Below are 25,114 nucleotides of genomic sequence, written 5' to 3' on the forward strand. Positions count from 1 at the left end.
GCTCAACCCACTTCCACAGCGCAGGTCGTCCCTGCCGATGTCGTACCCTCCGAGGTTGCGACTCCGTGAGCAGCAAGGCATGGAACTGGCTGCGACCACACATTCGTCCTCGGCGGCCTGCGACCCTCGGTGAGTGGGCAGCGGCGGCAGCAGCGGCAGTGTTCACCGCTCTTCTTCTCTTGGAGGCCCTGCGGGCCCTGATCGAGTTGGTGCTCGGCCATTGGTATCTGACCGCCACGGCAATCCTCGTTCCTGTCGGTTTCGTGGCCGGGCGGTGGCGTTGGAAAGCGGTCATACAGCGTCGCCGCGCAGAGCGTCTCGCTCATCTGCGGCTCGACCTGGTCATGGACATCGACAGGCTCGACCCCACGGCCTTCGAATACGCCGTCCGTGACCTCATGATCCGCGACGGCATCGGCGCCAGACGAGTGGGCGGCGCAGGCGACAGGGCCGCTGACGTGATTGGTCGCGGCCCGGGTGGCCGCGTGATCGTTGTGCAGTGCAAACACACACTCACCCAGGCGAAAGTCGGCGCCAAAGTGATCTACCAGGTCAATGGCACCGCTGAACACGCCCATGGCGCCGATGACGCCATCGTGGTCACCAATGGATCATTCACCAGCAGCGCCGTGAAATACGCCGCGGAGGTGGGCATTCACCTGATCGATCGCGACGGCCTACGCGCCTGGGCCCAGGAAGGTGTAGCGCTTCATGAGCTCCTCAAGCTACGCCTGGACGACAGCCGATGGCGCCGACAGCGCGGGCGGCTTCGCCGGCACCGACGTCGAGGAGCAGGTAGGACTGGAGCAGCGAGATCGAGAATCTCGCATGCGCGTCGTTCGCAGGGTTGAGCAGCGCCGACCGATCTTCTCACTTCCGTCACTCGACCGGGCCGATGCTGAGCGGCGGCAATGATTTCTTGAGCATGTGATCACGCGGTTCAACGCAGCTGGAACGAGCGGCTCGTCGAGTCAACCTCGCCCAACGGCGGCGACGCGGTGTCGATCGAGGTGTGCGAGGACGGTTTGGTTGGCGGCCCAGCCGTCAGGGAACTTGATCGGCACATTGAGCTGGACCTTCGGGCTCGAGGGATGGCTGTCGAGCATGTCGGTGATTCCGGCCCTGGCCACCACGATGCACGCGTGACGATGCCGGGACGTCAGCACGCACAAGCGCCCCGACTCCAGATGAAACGCCGTGGCGTCACGGCGGCCGGACAACGGATGCCAGACGATCGTGATGTCGTACTCGCGACCCTGCAGCCGGTTCGCCGTGTCGACGGTCACGCCGCCAGGGACGCCTGCCTTTCGTACAGCTGCCACTTGATCCTTGTGGGCACAACCGATGGCGATCCGGGTCGCTTCCGCCTCGTGCCAACCGTGTTCGTCCTCGGCCACTGTCCCCCGCTGTAGCAGGCGGCGGGCTAGGCCAGCGCATGCTTCGGCGACCTCGGGGTCGGTGCGAACGGCGTGACGGTTGGGCAGCTCATGCATCGCCCAGCCCTGCGCCCCAGCTTCCGCCAGGGTCGGGTCCCAAGGGTCACGCAGTCCGGGAAGGGTGAAACGCAGCCGCCTTTGTCCGGGAGCCGTTCCCGCGGTGAAGGCGTTGGCCGGGTAGAACGCCTCCGACACCACCTGGGCAGCACTGGCCGGAAGCCTCCATGACACCGGCAGCTGATGAACTTTGAGCCGGTTGAGCCGCTGTGTCACGGCGACCGCACTCTGCATGGGGTCCCACGCCAGACCGGCCCACCGTTCGCTCTCGATCACTGAGAAGGGATCGAGCTGTCCCGGGTCCCCGACGAACAACGCCTGACCGTCAGCGAACAACGGAGCCACGGCCAAGAGCTTGTCCGAGCGCATCTGATAGGCCTCGTCCACGATCGCCCACTCCCACGTCCGGTCTTCGACGTAGGCCCACTTGTCGGCAGTGGAGACGACGACCTGGCACTTGTCGACGTTCTCGGCCTTGTTGTGCGTGGTGACGTTGTCGTGGCGGGTGACGCGGGGCGGCGGTTCGAAGCCTTCGGCGTGCAGACGTCCGATGGTGAGCTGCGGCTCTCGGCTCGCGAGCCGGTCGACGAGGTCGTCCACCTGCTCATTGGTCTGCGCGACAATCATGAGCCGCTCGCCTGCCTTGGCGATTTCCACGGTGGCCGCCACTACCAACGTCGTCTTGCCGGCACCGGGTGGGGAGTCGACGACCAAGCCTTTGTGCGTGCGGCTGGTGTAGTCGGCGAGAATACTCGCAGTGGCGGCCGCGGCGGCTTCCTGTGGACTCATGACCAGATCTCCCCCGCGTCCTCGTCGGTGGGCACGTATTCCGTGGGCGGACCGCCATGGGTCCAGGGCGTCAGTTCCAGCGAGGGCAGTCGTGGCCTGCGTCCTTCGGACGGGTCCAGCTCGGTGTAGCAGACGGTCTCACCGACAGCGGGTATCGTCGCGCCTTTGCTCATGCCGGAGTTGATCTGGATCACCACGAGCCCGTCGTCGATGGACATGAGCTGGCACGACTGTTTGGGACGCTGCGGGGACAGCAGCTTCTTGCCGGGCGTGATGCGTACTGGATCATCGGTACGGATGGTGACCAGCGGGCGCAGGACCCGGCGGACCTTTCCAGGAGGAATGATCTTCCTGTCGACTTCGAGATCCACGACCCGGCCCTCGAAGGCCACCCCTTCCATGCGGTGGTCCGCCATGACCAACGGATCGTCGAACGCCTTGCCGGCCTCGTAGCTCTGTTGGGCGCTCTCCATCATGGCGAGCCTGCGGGCCGCGGCCTGCGGGTTGTCCCACCGTCCCGGAGGAAACGCCCCCTCGGCGATCCTGATGCTCTCCCTGGCCAGCGCCACACGGTCACGTTCCCAGCGAGCGGCCACGCGAGCAGCTGCAGGAAGAGCGCGTAGCAGGTCGGCGCCTCGCCACATGAGATCCCAGGTGGGCGTGAGCTGCTCAAGGAGCGCCGCATGGAGCTGGCTCTTAACGCCGGTGGATTCGTACAGCTTGATCAGCGGTTCCAGGACCTGATGGTCGAAACCCGGGTCTGTGTCGGGGCCAGCCGGCGGCGAACGCAGCGGATCCTCCGCCAGCAAAGCCGCGGCATCGCCTCGTTCGCCCGCGGGTGGATCGATCCAGGCCAGCAGAGCGGCCAAGTTTCCGTCCTCGGCGGTGCTCTGGCCAGTGACCCAGTGCTCACTGAGCACGCCCGTCATGGAAAGCAAGATGGCGGAGCCGGCGAACTCACTGCGTTCGTGCAAGAAGGTCAGCCATCGGCCCAGCAACGGCACCAGCGGCGGTACGGCATACGGTCCGGTAGTGCTGCGGAAGCGGGTGGAGCGGCCGAGTAACCGCGTGAAGCTCACCCCGCCTTGATTGGGCACCAGGATCTGCGGCGCGTCGAGGCAGCGCTCCTCCTGAAGGTCGATCCGGGAGGAGAACTGCCTGATGTACGGCACGAGGATTTCGGCCAGTTCGGCCATGAAGGCGAAGCGATGATCGCGGTTGCGAGGCTGCGGAACGATCAGAAGCCGGGGATCAGCCCTATCGTCCCCCACCATCGCGGCCACAGGTGCCGCTGCTTCTCCCGCCATGCGTAGCGGGATGAAGACCATGGGCTTCTCCGCAAGGTGTACGTGGCGGAGAGTCGTTAAGGCTTGGGCCCGCCCCGTCTGCAGGGCCTGCACCTTCAGGTAGGAGCCAAGGAAGGTCACGCGACCACCTCACCGTGGATTCTGCGGGCGTACGTGAGCCGCTCGGTCACGGCAACTAGATCGTCGGATGGCACAGCGGCACCGGTGGCGAGATTGACCACCGTACTCACCGACTCGATACCGCCGAGGTCGTCACGGACAGCTCTCCCGAGGGCCTCCAGCGAGCCGCACGCTCTGGCCTCCGTCCGGCAGAAGTATGCCAGCTCGCAGACGGACAGGCATTCAGGCGCGTACCGCGCCGGAATCTCGGAGACTGCCGCGCTGAGCTCCGCTGCCGAGCGTGTCGGGGTGTCACCGTCCATCATCAGGTCGAGGCTGAGACCGGGGGGCAGAGTGTCGAGGATCGTGTCGATCCTGGCCAAGCGTTCCAGCTGGCGCCGCAGCACCTCCAGTTGATGGCGTACGTCGACCAGCCGGGCAGTCGGAAAGTTCCTGAAGTTCTCAGGACAGACCAGGATGATGTCGTGGGATACCCGCTGCGGATCCAGTCGGAGTTGCTCGAACAGGACACGCATCGCATGGACGTAGACGGCCGCCTCTCGCGCAGCCGCTGAAACTTTCGCGGTCTCGGCTTGGTCGTCGATGATGGCGAACGTCTTGATCACTACGACATGGAACTTGCCCTGCGCCTGGAAGGCGATGACGTCCGGCTCAAGGTATACGTCGTAGCCCGCGACGTTGAGCTTGAGCAGCGGATGATCCACGATCGTCGCCGCGTCAACCCGGTTCGCGGCGGCACTCCTGAGCAGTTGCTCCGTGTGCTTTCGGAGCAGCGCGCGACCCGCGTGCTCGTCGACGTCCTCCACGTCCCGATAACCGGCCTCCTCCACGGCCAGCCCCAACAGCCCTCGTAGCAGGCGCAGGAGATGAGCTCCGCCGTTCTCCTTGACGATCGCCTTGAACTGCCGGCTGCGGATCAGCGCGAAGGGCGACTGACCGAACTGCATCGGGTGGCCCAGGTGCTGGACGACCTTTCCCTTGTCGATCCCCGCCGCGTCGAGCACGGCCCTGCGGTGACATGCGGGATTGGCGGCCAGGGCTGCGATGCTGCGGGCGTTGTGGTCGACGGGCGGGCTCGGGCCGCGCAGCGCGTCGAGCCGGCTCATGCGGTGCTCGCCGTCCTCAATCCCGCACCGAAGAGCTGGTTGACCTCCGCTAGCTGTGATGCCGCACGCTCAGCGACCGCCTTGCGGTGTTGTCGATCTTTTTCCTCGTGTACGGCGAGTTCGGCGCGGGCGGCGGTGATGACTCGGCCCGGATCCGCGGGTCCGAAGTCGGCCACCGCGCCGGGGATGTTCTGCGCCATGGCGGTGAGGAGCCGGAACCCACCGAGCGGGCTCTCGCCGGCGCGGGTGAGCCGCTGCAGATGCTCTGCGATGCGGATGGTGGAGGTCAACAGGTCGGTACGTGGACTCAGCGGCCCGATGATCCGGCGGCGCAGTGGCCAGGTGCTGACGGCCAGCACACCTCGTACGGGAGAAAGGCGTTCGGCGCTCAGCGCCGCGCAGAGGTAGTAAGGCCTTGAGTTGGGGGACGAGCGGAAAGATCGCTCCTCGTCCCTGCGCAGACTCGTGAGTTTGGCGTTGGTGATCGTACCGCTGAAGAACGACTCGTCGACCGCGACGATCGTCTTGGCCGCAGCTGGTACACCCAGCAGTGTCAACGCCTGGTGCACATGCTCCCTGACTGGGGCGGGCGGCGCAGGAGGGGGATTGATGGCCTCTTCCCAGGTTCGCTCCACTTGACGGAGCTCGGCTCTCAGGGATCGCACCCGGGCGGGGTCTCCGGCGGCCGAGGCTACGCGTATCTCGCGCCTCAGCGTCAACATGCGTTCTTCAAGCCCGTCCATGTCCACGTTTCCGCAGCTTAGCAAGCGACCCAAGCGGAGCCAAGCTATTCCACTTGCTTCCACTATTTTCCACGGTTACCCTGGGCGAGTAGCCCTCACGGCAGGCGTGGCATTCGGTGTGGATGGGGATCCACCGCCCGTCTCCGAGGGCCTTTTCTTCTTCCCCTAGGCGCCCGGTCCCGTGGGCCGGCGTCTTCCGCGAGCTAGGAGACGAAACATGGTGCGACCGAGGACGCGTGACCTGACCCTGTACCGGCTCACGGGCGTGGAGCCCACCCCGTACGGCATGCTCAACGTGCTGGACCTCGCCAAGCTCGACGAGCTCGAGGTGGAGCCGCAAGAGCTCTCCCTGGCCGGGGCGCCCGCCCTGTGGGTGGCCGGGCACCAGGAGATGCCGCTGGCCAGCTGGTGCGAGGACGCTGCGGCCACGACGGGCCTGAACGTGGCCTTCGACGAGCGGCGCTCCTTCGGGCTGCTGATGATCGCCGTCGACGGCGGCGTCTACGCCATCGGCTACGGCCAGGGCCACTGGTGGATCCCGGACGAGCACAAGGACCACGGTTTCGGCATCCGCTTCGCGGTGCGCCGCCTCGACCCCGACCACGTGCAGGACGTGGCACGCCGCCGCATCGGCGCGCGTGGCCGCACCGACCTGACTCTGATCCCCGGCGGCATGCCGATCTGGGCTCTGGGCATCGAGGAGCAGGCCGAGGTGATCCGCCGCATGGGCGGGCGCTCGCGCGACCTCAAGGTCACCTTCTCCAAGGCCGACGAGCGGCCGGTGCGCCTGGAGGCCGGCGTGGGGCTGAGCATGAGGTTCGGCATCTGGCCGGAGGACCTCGTCGCCGACATCCGGGAGATCGCCCGCGTCTGCCGTGAGGACGAGCCGCACCCGGCGCTCGAGTTCGTGGATCACATCCGCCCCATCGTGGACAACGCGCTGGTCACCCGGCTGGACACCCGGCTCGATGAGCTGCTGGGCCACCCCGACACGACGGAGCTCGTCTGCGTGGTGCCGACCCCTTGCCTGCCCGGCTACGCTCAGGCCCGCCGATTCGAGGTGAAGATCGGGACTGCGACGCAGCGTGTGGACGAGCTCGACGTCCAGCTCATCCGTGTCCGCGCTCGGCTCCAAGCCCCGGGGGCGCGGGTGACGGCGTTGCGAAAGGGCAAGATCCGCATGTTCCGGGACGCCGAGCGCACGCACGAGGTCGGGGACGCGGCGGCCATCAAGTGGCTGGAGGTCGTGCTGACCATGGGCGGGCGGCGCTACTTCCTGCTCGACGGCGAGTGGTACGAGATCGACCCCGCATACCTGGAGGACAAGCTCAACGAGATCGTGCCGCTGTTCGCCTTGCACCCCTCCGTCGAGCTCCCGACGCGATACGCCGGTCAGAACGAGAAGGAGTACAACATCGACGTCGCGGAGATGTGCGACGGGTTCCTGTGCCTGGACCGCGCTCTCCTGAAGACGAAGTTCTTCGCCGGCAACGGCTTCGAGGCCTGCGACCTCCTGGGCCCCGGCGACACCCTGGTGCACGTCAAGTTTGCCGAGGGCGCCAGCACGCTCAGCCACCTGTTCGCCCAGGGCGTCGTGGCGACGCAGGCACTCCTGCACTCCGACGAGGCGCTGCGCCGTTTCAAGGAGAAGGTCGCGGAGGTGAGCCAGGGCCGTCGCCAGGTGCCGGAGGACTTCCGACCGAGCAAGGTCGTGTTCGCCATCCACCTCAAGACGGGAGCCTCGCTCACGCCCAAGACGCTCTTCCCGCTGGCGCGAGTGGCACTTGCGAACGCGGCCAGGGTGCTGCGGACGTACGGCATCGAGGTCGAGGTGGTGGGCATCCCCGCCGCTGAGGGCGTGCTGGCCGCCTAGATCCCTGCTTGCCTGCCAACATCGCGATCCTGCCCACGTCTCTCAGGGCGTCCCGTTAACCTGTGGTCGCCCTGGGAGCTCCAGTACCGAGACCTGACGAGGTCGTGCAGTCCCTCAGCTAGGAGTGCCGTGAGCCATCTGAACGACAGCCGCGCGCGTGTCATGGAGTTCTGGCGGGCTTGCGAGTTGTTCAGCCCGCCGAGTCTGCCAAGGGTCACCCCTCGGGACGAGCGGGAGCCGGTGTTCCAGATGCAAGCCGGCGCCCCGCTTCCCTGGGAGGCCGATCACCCGCTCCAGCGCAGGCGCATCAAGCCGAACATGACATGGCGCTACATCGTCTACGGCGGCGTCTTCCAGCTCGAACGGGTACGGGTCCTGCTGGAGAACGTGTTCGGGCCCGATCCGGAGAACTTCGACCGTGCCACGCAGGGGGCAAGTGCGCTCTTCGCCATGCTGGTCACGGAAGAAGGCCGGCCGTTGCTGGGAGCGTGGGAGTTCTCCAGTGCCGCCTGGGCGGCGGGTCGCACGGTGTCCCCCGGCCACCGGGATCCGGCCTGGCTCAAGGGCTTCGATGTGGCGGCCGGTCGCGTAGGGGCCGCCGGCGAGGAACTCGTCGCCGCTCTGGAGCATGACGAGCGAGCCGCCGAACTGCGGAACGAAGGTGTCTCTGTCGGTCGCCCCCTCAGGCAGGATGACTTGCGGGCACTCATGAAGCTCACGGCCGACCGGTTCGGTGTGGAGGAGGTCCTGGCGCCCGACGGTCTGCTCGTCAAGTGCGTGCAGGTTTCGCGCCGGCGCGAGCACGACGATGACGGCAGCACCGACTTCCTCAACAGCTTCATCGTCCATGACCTCGAACGAGTTGCCTCAGCCGTCCGGGCAGGCACCTATGGCGCTGCCTTGGACGCCTACCTGCGGATTCCAGAGCCGTCCCGTACGGACCTGCGCAAGGAACCGCAGGTGGTTCTCGACCACGTGTCACCCGAACATGTCCCTGCGGGACGTTGGCCTCAGGGGCCGGGTCTGCCGCTCGCGCTGAGCCAGCAGTTCGCGGTCAACACGATCATGTCCGAGCTGGCCCCGAGGGCGGGCTTGTTCGCTGTCAACGGACCTCCGGGCACCGGCAAGACCACGATGCTCAGGGATCTGATCGCGGCCAACGTCGTGGAGCGCGCGCTGCGCCTGTCCAGGCTGCCCAGCACTGAGGCCGCGTTCACCGGAGAGATGCGCTGGCAGACAGGCGACTTCCGGCGGGTGGTGAGCCTGTGGCGCGAAGAGCTCACCGGCTTCGAGATGGTGGTCACCTCAGCCAACAACGGGGCTGTGGAGAACGTCACGACCGAGATCCCCGGCGAGAAAGCGATCGACGCACTCTGGAGAGGTGAGGCCGCCTACTTCGACGACGTGGCGAGCCGGGTACTCGGCGAGCCCGCGTGGGGCCTGGTGGCGGCCAAGCTGGGCCGGAAGTCCTACCGCATGGAGTTCGTCAGCAAGGCCTGGTACGGCACCGCCGACGAACCCGGTCTGCGGATGAGCTTCGAAGCCTGGCAGAGCACCGTGACGGACTCCTGGGCAACGGCCGTCGAGTCGTTCACCCTCGCCTACGAACGAGTCGAGGCTCTCCGGCGCGAGCGGGCCACCGCCCACGACGCCTTGCGGGAACTGCCCGTACAGCAGCGCATCATCACACGGGCGACCGAGCAGATCACCGCCGCCGAAGGTCGTCTCACCGCCCTGCGCACCGAGTTCGACGACGCCAAGCGTCTCGAGGAGTCGGCACGGCAGGAGATCACCGCACGCAAGCGCAACCGCCAGGAGCATCAACAGTTCCAGCCCAGCCTGGTCACGGCGCTCTTCACCCTCGGGAAGGCCTCCCGGGAGTGGCATGCGCAGGACCGGGCCCTTGCAGGCGACGTTCAGAGCGCCGAGCACGCGCTCGGCACCGCGACCGCGCGGCTGGAAGGACTCCGCCAGGCCGCCGCGCAGCTCTCCTATGAGCGCGACTCGCTCCGCGCCGAGTTGCACACCGCCCGGTCCCGGCTGGCCGAGATCCAGTCCCGGCTGGCCGTCCAGCAGGAGCGGCTCGGGCGGTTCTTCCCGGACGAGCGCTGGTGGACCGACGAGGAGCACCGGGAGAGTCAGACGCTGTGGACCGACGAGGCCTGGAACCACGCCCGCACCGACCTGTTCGTGGAGGCCCTCCGCCTGCACCGGGCGTTCCTCCGGGCGGAGGCGACGCGGATGCGCAGAAGCCTGCAAGCCGCCATGGACGTCGTCATCGGGGACGTGCCCGCCGGCGTGCCAGAGGAGGCCGTACGGGCAGCGTGGCAGGGCTTGTTCTTCCTGGTCCCGGTCATCTCCACCACCTTCGCCTCCTTCGATCGCGTGTTCTCGCACCTCACGCAGGAGGCGCTGGGTTGGTTGTTCATCGACGAGGCCGGCCAGGCCGCACCACAACTCGCGGCGGGCGCGATCTGGCGGTCACGGCGGGTGGTGGCCGTAGGGGATCCTCTGCAACTGGAGCCGGTGGTGACGCTGCCGTTCGCCGCCCAGCAGGCACTGCGGCGTACGTTCGGCGTCCAGGAGGAGCACTGGCTGCCGGGACGCACCTCGGTCCAGCAACTGGCCGATCATACGAACGCGTACGGCACGTATCTGTCCGGAGAGGACGCACCCGTCTGGGTCGGAGCCCCGCTACGCGTCCACCGCCGCTGTGACGAGCCCATGTTCGGCATCTCCAACACCATCGCCTACGACGGGCTCATGGTCTACGGCAAGATCGCTGAATCCCCGATCGAACTGCCGGAGAGTGTGTGGATCGACGTGGTCGGCGCCGGCTCCAGCGGACACTGGATCCCCGAGGAGGGGGCAGCGCTGGAACGCATCCTGACCCGCCTCGCCCACGACCAGGTCGCACCAGAGGACATCTTCGTGATCAGCCCGTTCCGCGATGTCGTACGCGGGATGCAGCAGGTCGCGCGGCGCTTCCCGGGCGTGGAGGCAGGGACCGTGCACACAGCCCAGGGCAAGGAGGCCAAGGTAGTCATACTCGTCCTGGGCGGCGATCCGCAACGGCCAGGTGCCAAGGCCTGGGCGGCCAAGCGTCCGAACCTGCTGAACGTGGCGGTCAGCCGCGCCAAACAGCGCCTCTACGTGATCGGCGATCGGACGTCGTGGTCGACGCAGCGCTACTTCAACGTACTCGCCCGCGATCTCCCGAAACTCGTGCTGCCGCCCGAGACCCCGACGTACTCAGGCCACTGAGATCGCGCCATCGAGCACCGCCCGGAGGTCAGAGGTTCCCATGACATCCACCGACTGGCTGGAGGACGGCCATGAACAGCGACGGAATGTTCCACATCGACGAGTCCGGTCGCCTCCTCGCGATGCGTCTGGCACCCTACGAGGCCGAAGAGGTCCTTCAGCAACTGCTCGCCACTCACCCGGACCTCCTGGCGGGCGGGCAGATGACGCCCGACGATCCTCGCCGCTGGCTACTGGTACGGCGGGAGGCCGGTGTCCCCGACCGTGACGGTGGCAGCGGACGCTGGAGTCTCGATCACCTCTTCGTCGACCAGGACGGCATCCCCACCCTGGTCGAGGTCAAACGGGCCGGCGACAGCCGCATCCGCCGCGAGGTCGTCGGCCAGATGCTCGACTACGCCGCCAACGGAGTCCTCTACTGGCCCGTACTCAACCTTCAGGCGCTGTTCGAGCAGACGCAGCGTGAGTCCGGCCGGGATCCACAGGAGATGATCGCTCAGCTCTGCGAGGACGACACGGCCACCGTGGAGGCCTTCTTCGCCAAGGTTGGCGACAATCTGCGAGCAGGCAAGATCCGGCTCGTCTTCGTCGCCGACGCCGTCCCCGACGATCTCCGCCGCATCGTGGAGTTTCTCAACGAGCAGATGAACCCCGCAGAGGTTCTCGCGGTCGAGGTCAAGCGGTACATCGCGGAGAATCATGGATGGCGCACGCTCGTCCCGTCCGTGTACGGACGCACCGCAGCCGCCTCCGCCAAGTCCGTCGCCGCGCGGCCGAGCCTGAGCGAACTTCGCGACAAGGCAGACGAAGACGTCCGCACCCTCTGGACCTTGCTCGAGCAGTGGGCCGACGATGAAGAACTGACCCTGACCCACACCGCCGCAGGCGTCATCGTCTCGGGCCGAAACGACCTGCGCATCGCGCAGCTCTATCCGAAGAATCGGGCCCTGTGCATCAATCTTGACCCGCTTCGCGGGCGCGGACGCCACGAACTGGCGGACGCCTGCCTCGCGACCTTGCGCACACTGACGAGCAAGCCACTGACATCAGCCTATCCGTTCTTCCCCGCGCCTGACGCCGTGGCCCAGTGGGAAGACCTCGCGAAGCTGCTTAGCCAGCTTGCCACTGCATGAAGCGTTGAGAAGGGCGGTGACGGATACGCCGGCCGCGGCGCGTGAATCGGAAACTCCCGCCCGGGAGTATCGCTTTCACCAGCGTAAACACCCGCCCAGCGATGGACAGCGAGGAGGTCCTTGCTGAGGAGCTGAGGCAGGCCGAGCAACAATCACATATGGCCCGTCAGCAGAGAAACCGGACGCCGTTCGACTCGAGCTCTCCTAAAGCGGGTGCCGCAGGTTCGAATCCTGCCGGGGGCACTTTTCTGATCAAGCATTATGGCCTCTGACCTGCGGCTAGGCAGTCGCAGGTCTTTTGCTTGCTGGACCTTGGCATGCAACTGAGGGCACCCCTATGCGGCCATAGGACCATGGCCAGGGAGGCTTTTCCAACCTGATCGGGCACGTCAGCGGGGGTGGCGTCGAGGCGCGGTTGGCATGAGAAGAGGCTCTCGGTAAGACAGCAGTCGACCAAGATCCGATGCCTCTACCGGAGAGCCTCGTTGCTGTCATCCCCTGCCGCGATTCTGCTGTCCGATCACACCCTGATCGCCTGGCCGAGCTGATCCGTACCCGGCGTGCCGAACGCCGCTGCCGTTGGCGGCGCCTGGATGCGTCCCGGCAAGCCCTGCTGGTCCTGGCGCACCTGCGTAACGGCGACACCTACGCGCGTCTGGCCGCGGGCTTCGCCATCGGCACCAGCACCGCCTGGCGCTACGTCCGCGAGGCGGTCGACCTGCTCGCCCTGCTCGCCGACGACGTCCACGCCGCCGTCTTACGCGCTGGCCGGCTGGCCTACGCCATCCTGAACGGCACCCTCATCCCGATTGACAGGCTGGCCGACGAAGGGCCGTACTACTCCGGCACACACCGACGCTACGGCGTGAACGTGCAGGTCCTGGCCCGGGTGCGCTGCTGCCCGTACCGCGCCATCACGATCGTGCAGGCCATCCTCGTCGTGCAGCTCATCGAAGAAGGCCGCTACTCAGGATGAAAAGTGCTTAGTGGGTTCGAGGCCGCTGGCTGCTCAAGATCGCCGCCGCCGAACTCGGCCTTCCTGGCTGAGCTTCTGTGCGACTTTGTCGGTCGTGCTCGCCATACTCGCCGCTGTCGATCAAGAGGCTGACGGGATGCAGGGTGGAGATATCGGCATGAGCATGGAGCGCACGCTGACGTTCGTCGGCGGGGGTTCGGCCAAGTTCTGGGAAGTGCGCCAGGACGGCGCGGAGCTGCACATCCGGTATGGACGGCTGGGCGCGGCCGGTCAGACGCAGGTCAAGTCGTTCGGCTCGGCCGCCGTCGCCACGGCGGCCGCGGACAAGCTGGTGGCGGATAAGTTACGCAAGGGCTACACGGAGGACGAAACGGCCTCCTCGTCGCAGGACAACTCCTCGCCGCAGGACAACTCCTCGCCGCAGGGCAACTCTTCGCCGCAGGGCAACTCCTCGTCGCAGGGCAACTCTTCGCCGCAGGGCAACTCCTCGTCGCAGGGCAACTCTTCGCCGCAGGGCAACTCTTCGTCGCAGGGCAACTCTTCGCCGCAGGCGGCTTCCCCGGTGGGGTCGCCTGTAGCCGCCGGGAGCGTTGAGGACGAGGACCGGCTGACGTTGCCGCCCGCATGGTTGCGCGTTCTCCACCCCCGGCGGGGCGGAGCGAGGGTCTCCGTGAAGCGGCCGGACGCGAGCGCGCCCGAGAGGTTGGCCGCCGAGCTGGACAAACGCCGGAAGGTTCTCGCCGACACGGTGGCGAGGTGCCCGGATCCGGAGCTCGCGTCCGCGGGCGCGGCGTACCTGGCGGGGGAGCCCGCCGGCACACCGCTGGGCGCGGCGGTGGTCGCCAAGGCGGTGGCCGCGTCCCTGCCATGGGCCGAGCGCGAGATGCTGTCCCTGTTCGCCGAGACCTGGCTGACCGAACGCGGCCCGGTGTTCGCGGCGGTGGCCGTGACCGAGCTGGCCTCGCTGGATCACGTCCACGACGAAGGCATCTGGACGATCCGGCAGCTGGCCGACGGCGAGGCCCCCGACCGGTGGTACGGCTGGGCCTCCGCTCAGGAGATCGACGCCCGGGTCCGCGCCGCGCTGGCCGCCGCGTCCGACGCCGAGTACGCCGAGGTCGTCGCGGCGCTGGCGGTGAGCCGCGAAGGCGGGCTCCACCACCGCGTGGCGGCCTCCTACCTGGCGCCCACCGAGACCGGCTGGGTCACGGCCGACTGCGCCGAGGTGAGCCAGAACCTCCCGGCTCTCGCCTTCCGCCTGATCGCCGCCATGAGCACGCCGGAGCACGCCGAGCTGATCATGGACCAGGTGCCCGGTTACTACATGGGGGACTCCTTCGCCCTGCCCGCCACGGTCGTCGACGGCATGGGCGAGGCCGCCGTGCCGCTCCTGGCAGTCTGGGTGGACCACGCCTACGGCGCGGACTGCCGGAGGCGGCTGCTGGACGTGCTCGCCGACCTGCCGTACGACACGGCGATGCGGGCGATCCTCGACCGCATCGAGCAGAAGTACTCCCAGCCGGCCTTCCTGCGCGCGGCCTCCCGTTTCCCCCGCCGCGCGATGCGGATGCTGGCCGAGTCCGGCGGCAAGGTGGTGGACCTGCTGCTGCGCGCCCATGTTGCGGCCCATCCCGACCTGGTGGACGAGGTGCTCGCGAGCCTCGGCGACAGCGGCGCCGCCGAGCGCATCAACAAGATCGTGACCGCTGGGACCGTCGCCGCCGCTCCGCCGGAGGCCCTGCCCGAGGTGCTGGTCAGCCCGCCCTGGACTCGCCCGCGCAAGACGCGCAAGGTGGTCGTGGTGAACGGCCTGGCGTGCACCGACGAACCTGCCCTCGTGTGGGCGCCGGGCGAGCAGGACAACTGGCGTTCCCCTCGGGTGGGTGAAGGTTCGTGGGATCGGTCCTGGCGCCGGAGCTGGGAGGACGTCGCCCGGCAGATCGCCAAGGGCAAGAACGGCTACTGGTCCGACGAGATCGCCCTGTTCGTCGCCGGGCCCGAGAAACTGGCCGCGCCGCTGATCGAGAAGTGGCGCCCTGGCGACCTGTACGGGGCGGGCGACTGGATGCCGAGGGTGGTGGCCAGGTTCGGGCCGGCGGCGCTGCCCATGGTGCTCGACAGCGCACGGCGCGCTCCGAGCTCGGTCGCCGCGTCGCTGCTGCCGTTCGCGGCGCCGGAGGTCGCCGTGCTGATGGCCGATTGGCTGGCCCGGCTGAAGTCCGTACGCGCCACCGCGCTGGCCTGGCTGCACCGCCACCCCGGAGCGGCCGCCAGGGCATTGATCCCGGCGGCTCTCGGCAGGCCCGGCGTAGCCAGGCGCCGGGCCGAGCAGGCGCTGGCGGCGCTGGTCGCGGGCGGCCACCGCGACACCGTGGCCGAGGCCGCCGCGGGGTACGGGCCCGCCGCCGAGGCCGCGATCGCCGACCTGCTCGTGGCCGACCCGTTCGAGGCGCTGCCCGCCAAGATGCCCGTGCTGCCCGAGTGGACGGAGGTCGCGATCGTGACTCCGATCCACCTGCGCGGCGGCGCGGGCGCGCTGCCTCCCGAGGCGGTCCGCCACGTGATGACGATGCTGGCGATCTCCAAGCCCGGCGACCCGTACGCCGGGCTCGCCGTGGTCAAGGAGGCCTGCGACGGCCGCAGCCTCGCCGACTTCGCCTGGGCGCTGTTCCAGCGCTGGCAGGCGGCCGGCTACCCGTCCAGGGAGAGCTGGGTGATGGACGCGCAGGCGCTGCTCGGCGACGACGAGACCGTACGGCGGCTGACCCCGCTGATCAGGGCCTGGCCGGGCGAGGGCGGGCACGCGCGCGCGGTCACCGGTCTGGATCTGCTGGCCTCCATCGGCTCCGAGGTCGCGCTGATGCACCTGCACGGCATCGCCGAGAAGGTCAAGTTCAGCGGGCTGAAGAACCGGGCCAAGCTGAAGATGGACGAGGTCGCCGCCGAGCTCGGCCTGACGCCGCAGGAGCTGGCCGACCGGCTGGTGCCCGACTTCGGCCTGTCCGCCGACGGCAGCCTGACCCTCGACTACGGCCGCAGGCAGTTCGTGGTGGGCTTCGACGAGCAGCTCAAGCCGTACGTGGCCGACGCCTCGGGCAAGCGGCTGAAGAACCTGCCCAAGCCGGGCGCCAACGACGATCCGGAGCTCGCGCCCGCCGCCTACCGGCGCTTCGCCGGGCTGAAGAAGGACGTGCGCTCGGTGGCGGGGGACGCCATCCACCGCCTGGAGCAGGCCATGGTGAACCGGCGTCGCTGGAGCGCCGGCGACTTCGGCCGGCTGCTCGTCGGCCACCCGCTGCTCTGGCACATCGTACGGCGGCTCGTATGGGGGCTGTACGATCCGTCGGGCGAGCTCAGGGGCACCCTGCGGGTGGCCGAGGACCGCAGCTTCGCCGACGTCGAGGACGACACGCTGACGTTGCCCGAAGACGCCCTGGTAGGCGTGGTGCACCCGCTGGAGCTGGGAGAGGACCTGGCCGCCTGGTCCGAGGTGCTCGCCGACTACGAGATCCTGCAACCGTTCCCGCAGCTGGGCAGGGAGACGTACGGACTGGATCCGGCGCTGGTGGCCGAGATCGAAGCCGCCAAGATCCCCACCCGCGCGGTGATCGGCCTGGAGCGGCGCGGCTGGCGGCGCGGTGCGCCGCAGGACGCCGGCTGGCAGGGCTGGATCGAGCGGGACGTACCCGGCGGCGAAACCATCACGATCGGCCTCAATCCGGGCATCTCGATCGGCTACCTCGACTTCGCCGACGAGCAGACCCTGGTGGGGCTGGAACTCGACGGCCTCGATCCGATCACCACCTCCGAGATCCTTCGAGAGCTGAGGGACATCACCCGATGAACGAACACGCCCAGCGGCCCCCCGCCGAGATCCGCTACGCCGGCGAGCTGGCCAGGCTGCGGGAGCACGACACCGACGACCGGCCGCCCGGCTGGGCGCTCAGCCTGCGGGCTGCCCGCCGTTTCGTCCTCGGGGACGAGACGCTGGGCATCAGCCGCAAGTTCGTGGGCGATCCCTCGCTGATCGACCGGTCCCTGGTGACGCTCGCGACCAACCGCGGGCTGATGCTGGTGGGCGAGCCCGGCACGGCGAAGTCGCTGCTGTCCGAGCTGCTCGCCGCGGCCGTGAGCGGCACCTCGACGCTCACCATCCAGGGCGGCGCGGCCACCACCGAAGACCAGATCAAATACTCCTGGAACTACGCGCTGCTGGTCGCCGAGGGCCCCTCCACCCGGTCACTGGTGGCCGCGCCGCTGCTGCGCGGCATGGCCGAGGGCAAGGTGGTGCGCTTCGAGGAGATCACCCGGTGCCCGCTGGAGGTGCAGGACTGCCTGCTGTCACCGCTGTCGGACCGGGTGCTCGCCGTACCGGAGCTGAGCGGTCCCGAGTCGATGGTGTTCGCCCAGGAGGGGTTCACCGTCATCGCCACCGCCAACACCCGCGACCGCGGCGTCAACGAGATGAGCGCCGCGCTCAAGCGCCGCTTCAACTTCGAGACCGTCTTCCCGATCGCCGACTTCGGGACCGAGCTGGCGTTGGTGGAGGCGGAGGCGGCGGCGCTGCTCAAACGCTCAGGCGTCACCGCGCCGCCGCGCCGCGACGTGCTGGAGGTCCTGGTCACCGCCTTCCGCGAGCTGCGCCAGGGGCAGACGGCGCGCGGCGACGCCACGGACCGGCTGTCGGGGGTGATGAGCACCGCGGAGGCCGTCTCGGTCGCCCATGCCGTCGGGCTGCGCGGCTGGTTCCTGCGCGGCGAGCCGGGCACCGCCGCCGACCTGGTCTCCTGCCTCGCCGGTACGGCCGCCAAGGACAATCCGGAGGATCTGGCCAAGCTCCGCAGGTACCTGGAGCGCAGGCGGCACGGCGACCAGTGGAACGCCCTGTACGAGGCCCGCCACCTGCTGCCGGGCTGAACGATGGCGGTCATCTTCCTCGGCGTGCGGCACCACAGTCCCGCCTGCGCCCGGCTGGTCGCCGACACCATCCATGCGGTACGTCCCGCGTACGTGCTGGTCGAAGGCCCGGCAGACATGAACCACAGGATGGACGAACTCCTGCTCGGCCACGAGCTGCCCATCGCCGTCCACACCAGCTACCGCGACCATGAGCGGCGCCATGGTTCATGGACACCGCTGTGCGACTACTCCCCCGAGTGGGCGGCGCTGACCGCGGGCCGCGAGGCCGGCGCCGAGCTGCGCTTCATCGACCTTCCCGCCTGGCATCCGGCGCTGGCGGACCTCAGCAACCGTTACGCCGACGCCGAGGCCCGCTACAACGAGGTGACCGGACGGCTCTGCCGCGCCTTCGCCGTGGACAACGTGGACGCGTTGTGGGACCACCTGTTCGAGATCGAACCGGCCGACGGGCTGGCCGAACGGCTGGCCACCTACTTCGACCTCGTACGCGGCGACACCGAGACCGGGCCCGACGACACGGCCCGCGAGGCGTACATGGCCCAGTGGGTCCGGGCGGCCGCCGACGACGCGGGCGAGCGGCCGGTGGTCGTGGTCACGGGCGGCTTCCACCGTCCCGCGCTGGTCCGGCTGGCCGGACAGGGCGAGCGGGGCTGGCCGGAGGTGCCGCAGCCGCCCGAGGGGGCTGCGGTCGGCAGCTACCTGGTGCCGTACTCGTTCCGCCGGCTGGACGCCTTCGACGGTTACCAGTCCGGCATGCCGTCGCCCGGTTACTACCAGGACCTGTGGGAGTACGGCCCTGACGGAGCCGCCCGCAGGCTCACCGAGGCGGTGACGGCCAGGCTGCGCGCCCGGCGCCAGCCGGTGTCCACCGCCGACCTGATCGCCGCGCGCACCACCGCCGACGGGATCGCGCTGATGCGCGGCCACCCGCATCCGGCCCGGGTCGACGTGCTCGACGGCCTGGCCAGCGCGCTGGTCGGCGAGGCGATCGAGGTCCCGCTGCCCTGGGCGTCCCGCGGCCCCCTCCAGGCGGGCCACCATCCGGTCATCGTGGAGATGATCGCCGCGCTCAGCGGTGACCGGACAGGCCGCCTGCACCGCTCGACCCCGCTGCCGCCGCTGGTCCACGCGGTGCTCGCCGAGCTGGGCGGCCCCGGCGACGAACGGCTCCACCTCGGCGGGCAAGCCGGCCGCGAGCGCAGCCGTTTCCTGCACAGGCTGCGCGTCCTGGGCATCCCGGGCGTGGTCCGCGCTTCGGGACCCCGCCCGGCGGGCGGCACCGAGCTGGTCGAACAGTGGACCCTGACCGAGACCGACGACCGCCTGCCCGCCCTGATCGAGGCAGGCGGGTACGGCGTGGACCCGCAGGAGGCGGCGGCCTCCGTGCTCGCCGAGCGGATCAGGGACGCCGACCTGGACCAGCTGGCCGGCGTGCTGTTCGACGCCGCGCTGTGCGGCATCGGCGAGCTGGCGGGGCAGGTGCTCGACGACCTCGCGCGGGCGATCGTCGCGGCGGCCGACCTGGGCTCGCTGGGCCGCACCCTCGCCGTCACCTTGGCGATGTGGCGCCACGACGACCTGTTCGCCACCAGAGGCAGCGCCACCTTGGGCACCGTGGTGCGGGCCGCCACGCTCCGGGCGTTGTGGCTGGCCGAAGGCGTGCTCGGCGGGCCCGTACCCGCCGATCCTCAGCGCATCGACGCCATGGCCGCCGTACGCGACGCGCTCAGGCACGCCGGCCCGCCGCTCGGCCTGGACGTGGACGCGGCGCTGGGTGTCGCCGACCGCATCGCCGCCTGCCAGGACGCGCCGCCCGACCTGCGCGGAGCGTCGCTCGGGCTGGGCTGGTCGCTGCGCGGCACCGCCACGGCGGACCCCGCACGGGCGGTACGCGGCGCGTTCGTCCCCGCGTCGGCCGGCGACTGGCTGGCCGGGCTGTTCGCGCTCGCCCGGGAGGAGGTCCTGCACACCGGCGGCGTGCTGGAGCTGCTCGACGAGCTGGTCGGGGCGATGAGCGACCACGACTTCCTGGTGGCCCTGCCGGCGCTGCGCCAGGCGTTCGGCTACTTCCCGCCCCGCGAACGGCACCTCATCGCCACCCGCCTGGTCGAACTGCGCTCCGGCGCGGGTGCGTCCGCGTGGGACCTGATGCGGCTGGAGGCGGCGCCGGAACTGGTGGCCGCAGGTATGGCACTGGACGAACGAGTCGATGCGGCACTGCGCCGGGAAGGACTGATCACGCCATGACCGACCCCACCCTCGTACGGTGGCGCCTGCTGCTCGGCGAGGCCGGCGGCGCCTGCGTCGGCGGCGGGCAGCTCGACGCGGAGGCCACCGGCCGCGACGCCGCCATGGACTGGCTGTACGGCCGCGACGAGGACCTGCGCAGGCGCGGCGTACGGCGGCAGGCCGGGAGCGGCCCGTCGGCCCTGACCACCTTCGACTGGCTCGATGACATCACCCGCCTGTTCCCCAAGGAGACCATCGAACGTCTGCAACGCGACGCCGTCGAACGCTACGAGATCCACGACCTCGTCACCGACCCCGACGTGCTCGCGCGCATCGAGCCCAACCCCGCGCTGCTCAAGGCGGTCCTGCACACCAAACACCTGATGAACCCGCAGGTGCTGCGGCTGGCCAGGCGCATCGTGGAGCAGGTCGTAGGGCAGCTCATGGAAAAGCTCGCCACCGAGGTGCGCAGCGCCTTCTCGGGCGCCAAAGCACGGCGGCCGGGCCGGATGCGGCTGGTTCGCAACTTCGACATGGTCAGGACCCTGCGCGCCAACCTGGGCCGCTACCAGCCCGACACCGGCAAGGTCGTGATCGAGACCCCTCTGTTCTTCTCCCGCACCCGCCGCCACCTCGAACAGTGGCAGGTGATCCTGCTCGTCGACCAGTCCGGCTCGATGACCGACTCGGTGATCCACTCGGCGGTCACCGCGGCCTGCCTGTGGGGCCTGCCCGGCGTCCGCACCCACCTGGTCGCGTTCGACACCGACGTGGTGGACCTGACCTCCGACGTGGACGATCCCGTGGAACTGCTCATGAAGGTCCAGCTCGGCGGCGGCACCGACATCGCCCGCGCGGCGGCGTACGGCGCCGGACTCGTGGACCGGCCGCGGCGGGCCATCGTCGTGCTGATCTCCGACTTCTACGAAGGCGGCGATCCCCACCGGCTGGTACGCACCGTGCGCAACCTGGTCGAGCAGGGCAGCAAGGTCCTCGGCCTCGCCGCCCTCGACGATCAGGCCAACCCCGCCTACGACCGGGAACTCGCGCAACGCCTGGCCGACGCCGGGGCGTACGTGGGCGCGATGACCCCCGGCGAGCTGGCGTCCTTCGTCGCGGAGCACGTGGGCCGATGAGAACGGATCTGCTCGGGCTCACCACGGACGCCCTCGCCGCGCTCACCAACCGCGGCCTGGTCAAGCGGGCGGGCAGGGAAGCCGCGCCGGACCTGCGTACCGACGCCGACGGCACCGTGCACGGCGACTTCGCAGGCGGACCGACCGCGAGCCTGCCACCCGGCGGGCTCGACGCGGCCCGCTGCACGTGCGGCGCCACCGGGGTCTGCCGGCATGTCGTCGGGGTGGTGCTCGCGTACCAGCACCGGCACGCCGGACCCGCCGCTGGGCCACCTGCCGGGACCGGCGAACATGCGCAGGCCGAGGGCCGTGACTCGGACCCCCCTGACTGGTCGCCGGGGCAGGTGAGCGACGACGAGCTGACCGCCAGGATCGGCGCCCGCCTGATGACTGCCGCCCGCCGTACCGAAAGAACCGGATACACCGCCCGCGTGCGCCGCGCCACCGCCGCCGATCCCGCGCCGCAGGTCGAGCTCGCCACCGCGACCGTGCGTTTCCTGATCCCCGGCGACCTCGGCTTCGTCCACACCGACGCCGTCGCGGGCAGCCGCGACGACGTCATCGCCCTGGCTGTCTGGGCGTTCCGGGTGGCCGACGAGCTGCATCCCGGGATGCGGGAGGTACGGGTTGACGTCGGCGGCGAAGCCGGAATGGGTGGCGGATCCGGGCTGGAGCGGGCCCTGGGGCTGGCCGGCACGGTCCTGCGCGAAGGCGCGGCGCACCTCGGTCAGGGATGGGAAGCCACCATCGCCGACGTACAGCGCCGGCTGGACGCCGCCGGATCGCGCTGGCCGCTGCTGGCCGTCGGCGACCTCGCCGAGCAGCTGACCGCCTACCGCGAGCGCAGCGCCCACTACCGCCCCGAACTGCTCGCCAGCCACCTGGCCGAGCTTCACGCCCGGCACCGGGCCGTGACCCGCCCCGGCGCCACCCTCCGCAGCAGCGTGCTCGGCACCGCCGAGGCCGCCGAGACCCCGTTGCGCCGGGCCCGGCTGGAGAGCCTTGGCTGCCGGATCCGCAGCCTCGGCGACCGGCGGATCGCCGAGATCTACCTGGCCCACAGCGACAGCGCGATGGTCCTGGTACTCCGCCGCGCATGGGACGACGACGGCGCCGCGCCGGCACGGCGACGCATCGCCGGCTCCACGCTGGCCGCGCTGGCCACAGGCAACCTCGTCACGGAATCCGCCGTCCGCAGCGCCAGCCGTACCGTGCGGTTGGCCACAGGGCGGATCTCCAGGACGACGGTCAGCCCGTCGCGTGGCGACTGGGGTGAGCTCTCGCCGTCCCTGCTGGTGACCGACCTCGCCGCGCTCGGCCGCGAACTCGACGCCCTCACGCTCCGGCCCCTCCGCCCGCGCGTCGAAGCGGAGCTGGTACGCGTCGTCGCCGTCTCCGAGGTGGTGGCCATGACCTACGCCGCCGGCGACCAGCGCCTCGACGCCCTCATCGCCGACCAGGCAGGCAACACCGCCACCGTCACCGCCACCCACACCGGTGCCGCCCCCGGCCGCCTCGACTCGCTGGCCGCCGTACTCGCCGGCGAGGAAGGCGAGCTGCGTTTCGTCAGCGGAGTGGCCGGCCGTACCGCGGGCGGTGTCGTCATCGACCCCATCGGCCTGGCCGCCGGCGGCCGTGTCGTCGTACCCGACCTGCGACCCGCCGGAGGCAGCGGCCCGCTCGCGGTCGCCGGGACCGACCAGCACGATCCGCTGACCGCCGTACTGATCGACGCCCGCGGGCTGCTCGCAGAAGCGGCCCACCACGGCCTGTCCCACCTGCCGCCGACCTACGACGCCCGCCTGGCCACCGCCGCGCGACGGCTGGACACGCTCGGGCTCCGCCGCATCGCCCAGGCCGTCACGGCGTTGGCGGCGGCGCGGTCCCAGGACTCGGGCGAGGCGGTCGAGCGGACCTGGATCGACGCCTACCTGCGCCTGGAGGTGGCCCTGGATCTGATCTGACCGAATCCGCCCCCCTCTCCGCCCACGCCTGGCACTACGCGGTGGTCCGCGGGGCGCCGACTCTCCTTCGAGGACATGGCACAGATCATGACCGATATACGAACCGCATCTCCCGAACAGGATCAGTATGGACTCCTGGCGGCGCACGGGTTCGACGAGGCCTTTTTCGGGCTCTGGGTGGAACGGGACGACCTCGACGAGCTCGCCGGGTCGCTGCGCCTGGACGCGCGATCCAGGCGCGACGTGCGCTTGATCGAGGAAGCGGCCACGATGACGGACTGGTCCGTCCCGTTCGATGAGAAAGACAGCCTCTGGATCGGGCCCCACAGTCCAGGCTGGTCGGTCGTGATCAGCACCAGCGGTCCCGAAACGGGAGGGTGGTGGCTCAGCTCCGGAAATCGCGGCATGCTCGTGGTCAGTTGGCACCGGGATGTCGATGGCCTCTCCGACCTCGACTATTACCGAGATGGAAACCTGGTCGCAGAACTTCCAGCGCTGCCATCAGGCGAATTGCTGCCCGGGCAGCTGTTCGAACCCTACGCTCAGGGGCTTCCCCCCGGCGGGGATCCGAACATGGGCCAGGAACGGCTGGCGCACGCCTTTCTGACCATCGTGGGACGGATGACAGGCCGCTTCATCGACGAGGACTGGCTGCGCACCCCCGGTCGCGCGTATGGATTTCCTCTGGACGACACGAACGGACAGTCCAGCGGTCCGGCTAGGTCCGCGTCGTGCGCCTTGGGGCCGTGGACGTCCGCTTAGATGCCGGGGTTGTCTCGGTGGGCCTTGGGTGTGGGGTCGGAGGGCGGTGCGGTGCGCCTCGTGTGGAGTTCGAGGCCGCCGTCGTACGCGGGTGTGAATCCCAGTGTGCGGAGGTCGGGGTGGTCGATCGGCGTGACCACGTGCAGGGCGCCGGCCTCGGCGAGTTCGTGGACCGCGACACGCGCCAGCGCCTCGCGTACCGTTGACGGGACGCCGGGCTGGATGTGCACCACGTCGAGACGGGCGATGGTGTGCCGCTGGTCCTGCCAGGACGCGGCTGCATGGCCGACGAAAGGTTCCCCGCGGGCGTTGTCGACGTAGGCCTGGAGCCAGCAGGCGAGCCTGGCCTCGACGATCAGCTGGTGGGGAATGGTGACATCCATCCCCGCCTCGGCCAGCCAGGAGCCGGGCAGGTGGGAGACACGTGCCGGTGGCGGTGTGCGGAGGGCGAGTTCGACGTCGCCGCCGATGGGGACCGGGCTGATGGAGTACCCGGCGGGCCAGGGGTCCGGAGCGTCATGGGTGTCCAACAGCACGTAGCCGTCCCGGACCATCCGACGGCTTCGACGTACCAGGCCGGTATCGAGTTCCTCCATGAGGAGGCATTCGACGTCCGCGGCCCAGTCGTCGATCGAGTTCACCGGCAGGCCGGTCCACGGGCTCTTCGGCCCTGCGGGGTACCCGACCTTGACGGCGTAGGTGTTCGGATCTCGCCGCCAGCGGAAGAGCACCACCATGGCGTCAGGCTCCGCGACGACATCGACGGCGGAGTACCCCTTCGTCACAGCGCCCGGACGGAGCAAGCACGTCCTGGCCGCTCGGAGGGCCTGCTGCCGGGACCACCCATTCGTCATTCGGCCAGATTCCCACGTCGCACGTCGGCCGTGCTCGATTTCGGCTGGTAGGTGCTGGGAGTATGCCGACCCGCGCACGTGCGCCGCGTCCGGCCCACCACCGCGCCGTCCGGCCAGCCGTCGTAGGAGCAGAACGCGCAGCAGTACTCGTACGCCATGAGCACCCGGTCACGGAAGCCAGGGTCACGCCGTTTCCTGATGCCCGTGATGGTTCCGGCCGCCTCCAGGTCCAGGCCGGCCAGCAGGCACAGATCCGTGTGCAGGGATGGCGCAGTGGGTTTCAAGTTGGGTGCAAGATCTAGGGGAGTGTCCGATTCGCGTTTCGTTCCGGAGTTCTCCCATGCGTGTGTTCGTCCTGCTCGCCGCCCTCGTTCTGCCGCTGGCCGTGGCCGCGCCCGCCGCAGCCACTCCGGCCGTATGGAAGTGGCGGGGCGGGGGCCCCCCC

General features: G+C 69.6%; 15 protein-coding genes and 2 pseudogenes. 11 read left to right on the forward strand and 6 right to left on the reverse strand.

From position 1 onward, the window contains the following. The first annotated feature begins 65 nt into the window (after positions 1-65). Positions 66-851 (forward strand): restriction endonuclease, encoded by a 786-nt coding sequence (locus tag CXR44_RS28310; RefSeq protein WP_101789192.1) that lies wholly within the window; start codon positions 66-68, stop codon positions 849-851. A 120-nt stretch (positions 852-971) separates the two neighbouring features. Here CXR44_RS28310 and CXR44_RS28315 read toward each other — a convergent pair whose 3' ends face one another. Genes CXR44_RS28315 through CXR44_RS28330 form a run of 4 tightly spaced genes read right to left on the reverse strand, consistent with a single transcriptional unit; the run spans position 972 to position 5,558 of the window. Further along, entirely contained in the window at positions 972-2,282 is a 1,311-nt protein-coding gene (locus CXR44_RS28315; RefSeq protein WP_101789193.1) for an AAA domain-containing protein, read from the reverse strand. Then, positions 2,279-3,709 carry a hypothetical protein gene (locus tag CXR44_RS28320; RefSeq protein ID WP_101789194.1) on the reverse strand — a complete coding sequence of 477 codons (1,431 nt, stop codon included), beginning with the start codon at positions 3,707-3,709 and terminating at the stop codon, positions 2,279-2,281. The genes CXR44_RS28315 and CXR44_RS28320 overlap by 4 nt, the downstream gene beginning before the upstream one ends. After that, positions 3,706-4,815, reverse strand: a complete 1,110-nt coding sequence (locus CXR44_RS28325) for a hypothetical protein (protein ID WP_101789195.1) — start codon at positions 4,813-4,815, stop codon at positions 3,706-3,708. Before CXR44_RS28325 ends, CXR44_RS28320 begins: the two co-directional genes overlap by 4 nt. Further along, the gene (locus CXR44_RS28330) at positions 4,812-5,558 is read right to left on the reverse strand and encodes a hypothetical protein (protein ID WP_101789321.1); all 747 of its coding nucleotides are present in this window, start codon (positions 5,556-5,558) and stop codon (positions 4,812-4,814) included. Before CXR44_RS28330 ends, CXR44_RS28325 begins: the two co-directional genes overlap by 4 nt. 217 nt (positions 5,559-5,775) lie before the next feature. On the opposite strand from CXR44_RS28330, the gene CXR44_RS28335 reads away from it, so the two are divergent. The 10 genes and pseudogenes from CXR44_RS28335 (at position 5,776) to CXR44_RS28380 (ending at position 23,815) form a co-directional block, all read left to right on the forward strand. Then, positions 5,776-7,431: a TIGR04141 family sporadically distributed protein gene (locus tag CXR44_RS28335; RefSeq protein WP_101789196.1), complete on the forward strand. Its 1,656-nt coding sequence runs from the start codon at positions 5,776-5,778 to the stop codon at positions 7,429-7,431. A gap of 129 nt (positions 7,432-7,560) precedes the next feature. Then, a complete protein-coding gene (locus CXR44_RS28340) occupies positions 7,561-10,695 on the forward strand; it encodes a DEAD/DEAH box helicase (protein ID WP_101789197.1) in 3,135 nt (1,044 codons plus the stop codon). A gap of 71 nt (positions 10,696-10,766) precedes the next feature. Further along, positions 10,767-11,828 (forward strand): PDDEXK family nuclease, encoded by a 1,062-nt coding sequence (locus tag CXR44_RS28345; RefSeq protein ID WP_101789198.1) that lies wholly within the window; start codon positions 10,767-10,769, stop codon positions 11,826-11,828. A gap of 485 nt (positions 11,829-12,313) precedes the next feature. Beyond that, positions 12,314-12,714 (forward strand): annotated as a pseudogene (locus CXR44_RS28350) (helix-turn-helix domain-containing protein); the annotation flags it as partial. Positions 12,715-12,961: 247 nt separating this feature from the next. Continuing rightward, a complete protein-coding gene (locus CXR44_RS28355; RefSeq protein ID WP_180903745.1) occupies positions 12,962-16,648 on the forward strand; it encodes a DUF4132 domain-containing protein in 3,687 nt (1,228 codons plus the stop codon). After that, positions 16,645-17,721: an ATP-binding protein gene (locus tag CXR44_RS28360; protein ID WP_101789200.1), complete on the forward strand. Its 1,077-nt coding sequence runs from the start codon at positions 16,645-16,647 to the stop codon at positions 17,719-17,721. The genes CXR44_RS28355 and CXR44_RS28360 overlap by 4 nt, the downstream gene beginning before the upstream one ends. Before the next feature lie 3 nt (positions 17,722-17,724). Continuing rightward, positions 17,725-19,971, forward strand: a complete 2,247-nt coding sequence (locus CXR44_RS28365) for a DUF5682 family protein (RefSeq protein WP_101789201.1) — start codon at positions 17,725-17,727, stop codon at positions 19,969-19,971. Next, the gene (locus CXR44_RS28370) at positions 19,968-21,089 is read left to right on the forward strand and encodes a VWA domain-containing protein (protein ID WP_101789202.1); all 1,122 of its coding nucleotides are present in this window, start codon (positions 19,968-19,970) and stop codon (positions 21,087-21,089) included. Before CXR44_RS28365 ends, CXR44_RS28370 begins: the two co-directional genes overlap by 4 nt. Continuing rightward, entirely contained in the window at positions 21,086-23,053 is a 1,968-nt protein-coding gene (locus CXR44_RS28375; protein ID WP_101789203.1) for a hypothetical protein, read from the forward strand. The genes CXR44_RS28370 and CXR44_RS28375 overlap by 4 nt, the downstream gene beginning before the upstream one ends. A 75-nt stretch (positions 23,054-23,128) precedes the next feature. Next, on the forward strand, positions 23,129-23,815 hold the full coding sequence (locus CXR44_RS28380; RefSeq protein WP_101789204.1) for a hypothetical protein: 687 nt from the start codon (positions 23,129-23,131) through the stop codon (positions 23,813-23,815). On the opposite strand, the gene CXR44_RS28385 is transcribed toward CXR44_RS28380, so the two are convergent. Together CXR44_RS28385 and CXR44_RS39085 are read right to left on the reverse strand one after the other, a co-directional pair. Then, on the reverse strand, positions 23,812-24,552 hold the full coding sequence (locus CXR44_RS28385) for a hypothetical protein (RefSeq protein ID WP_245899493.1): 741 nt from the start codon (positions 24,550-24,552) through the stop codon (positions 23,812-23,814). The two genes, CXR44_RS28380 and CXR44_RS28385, sit on opposite strands and share 4 nt — an antisense overlap. Before the next feature lie 144 nt (positions 24,553-24,696). After that, a pseudogene (locus CXR44_RS39085) lies at positions 24,697-24,941 on the reverse strand (phosphorothioated DNA-binding restriction endonuclease); the annotation flags it as partial. Positions 24,942-25,114 lie beyond the last annotated feature (173 nt).

The organism is Nonomuraea indica (assembly GCF_002850745.1).
Lineage (GTDB): Bacteria > Actinomycetota > Actinomycetes > Streptosporangiales > Streptosporangiaceae > Nonomuraea > Nonomuraea indica.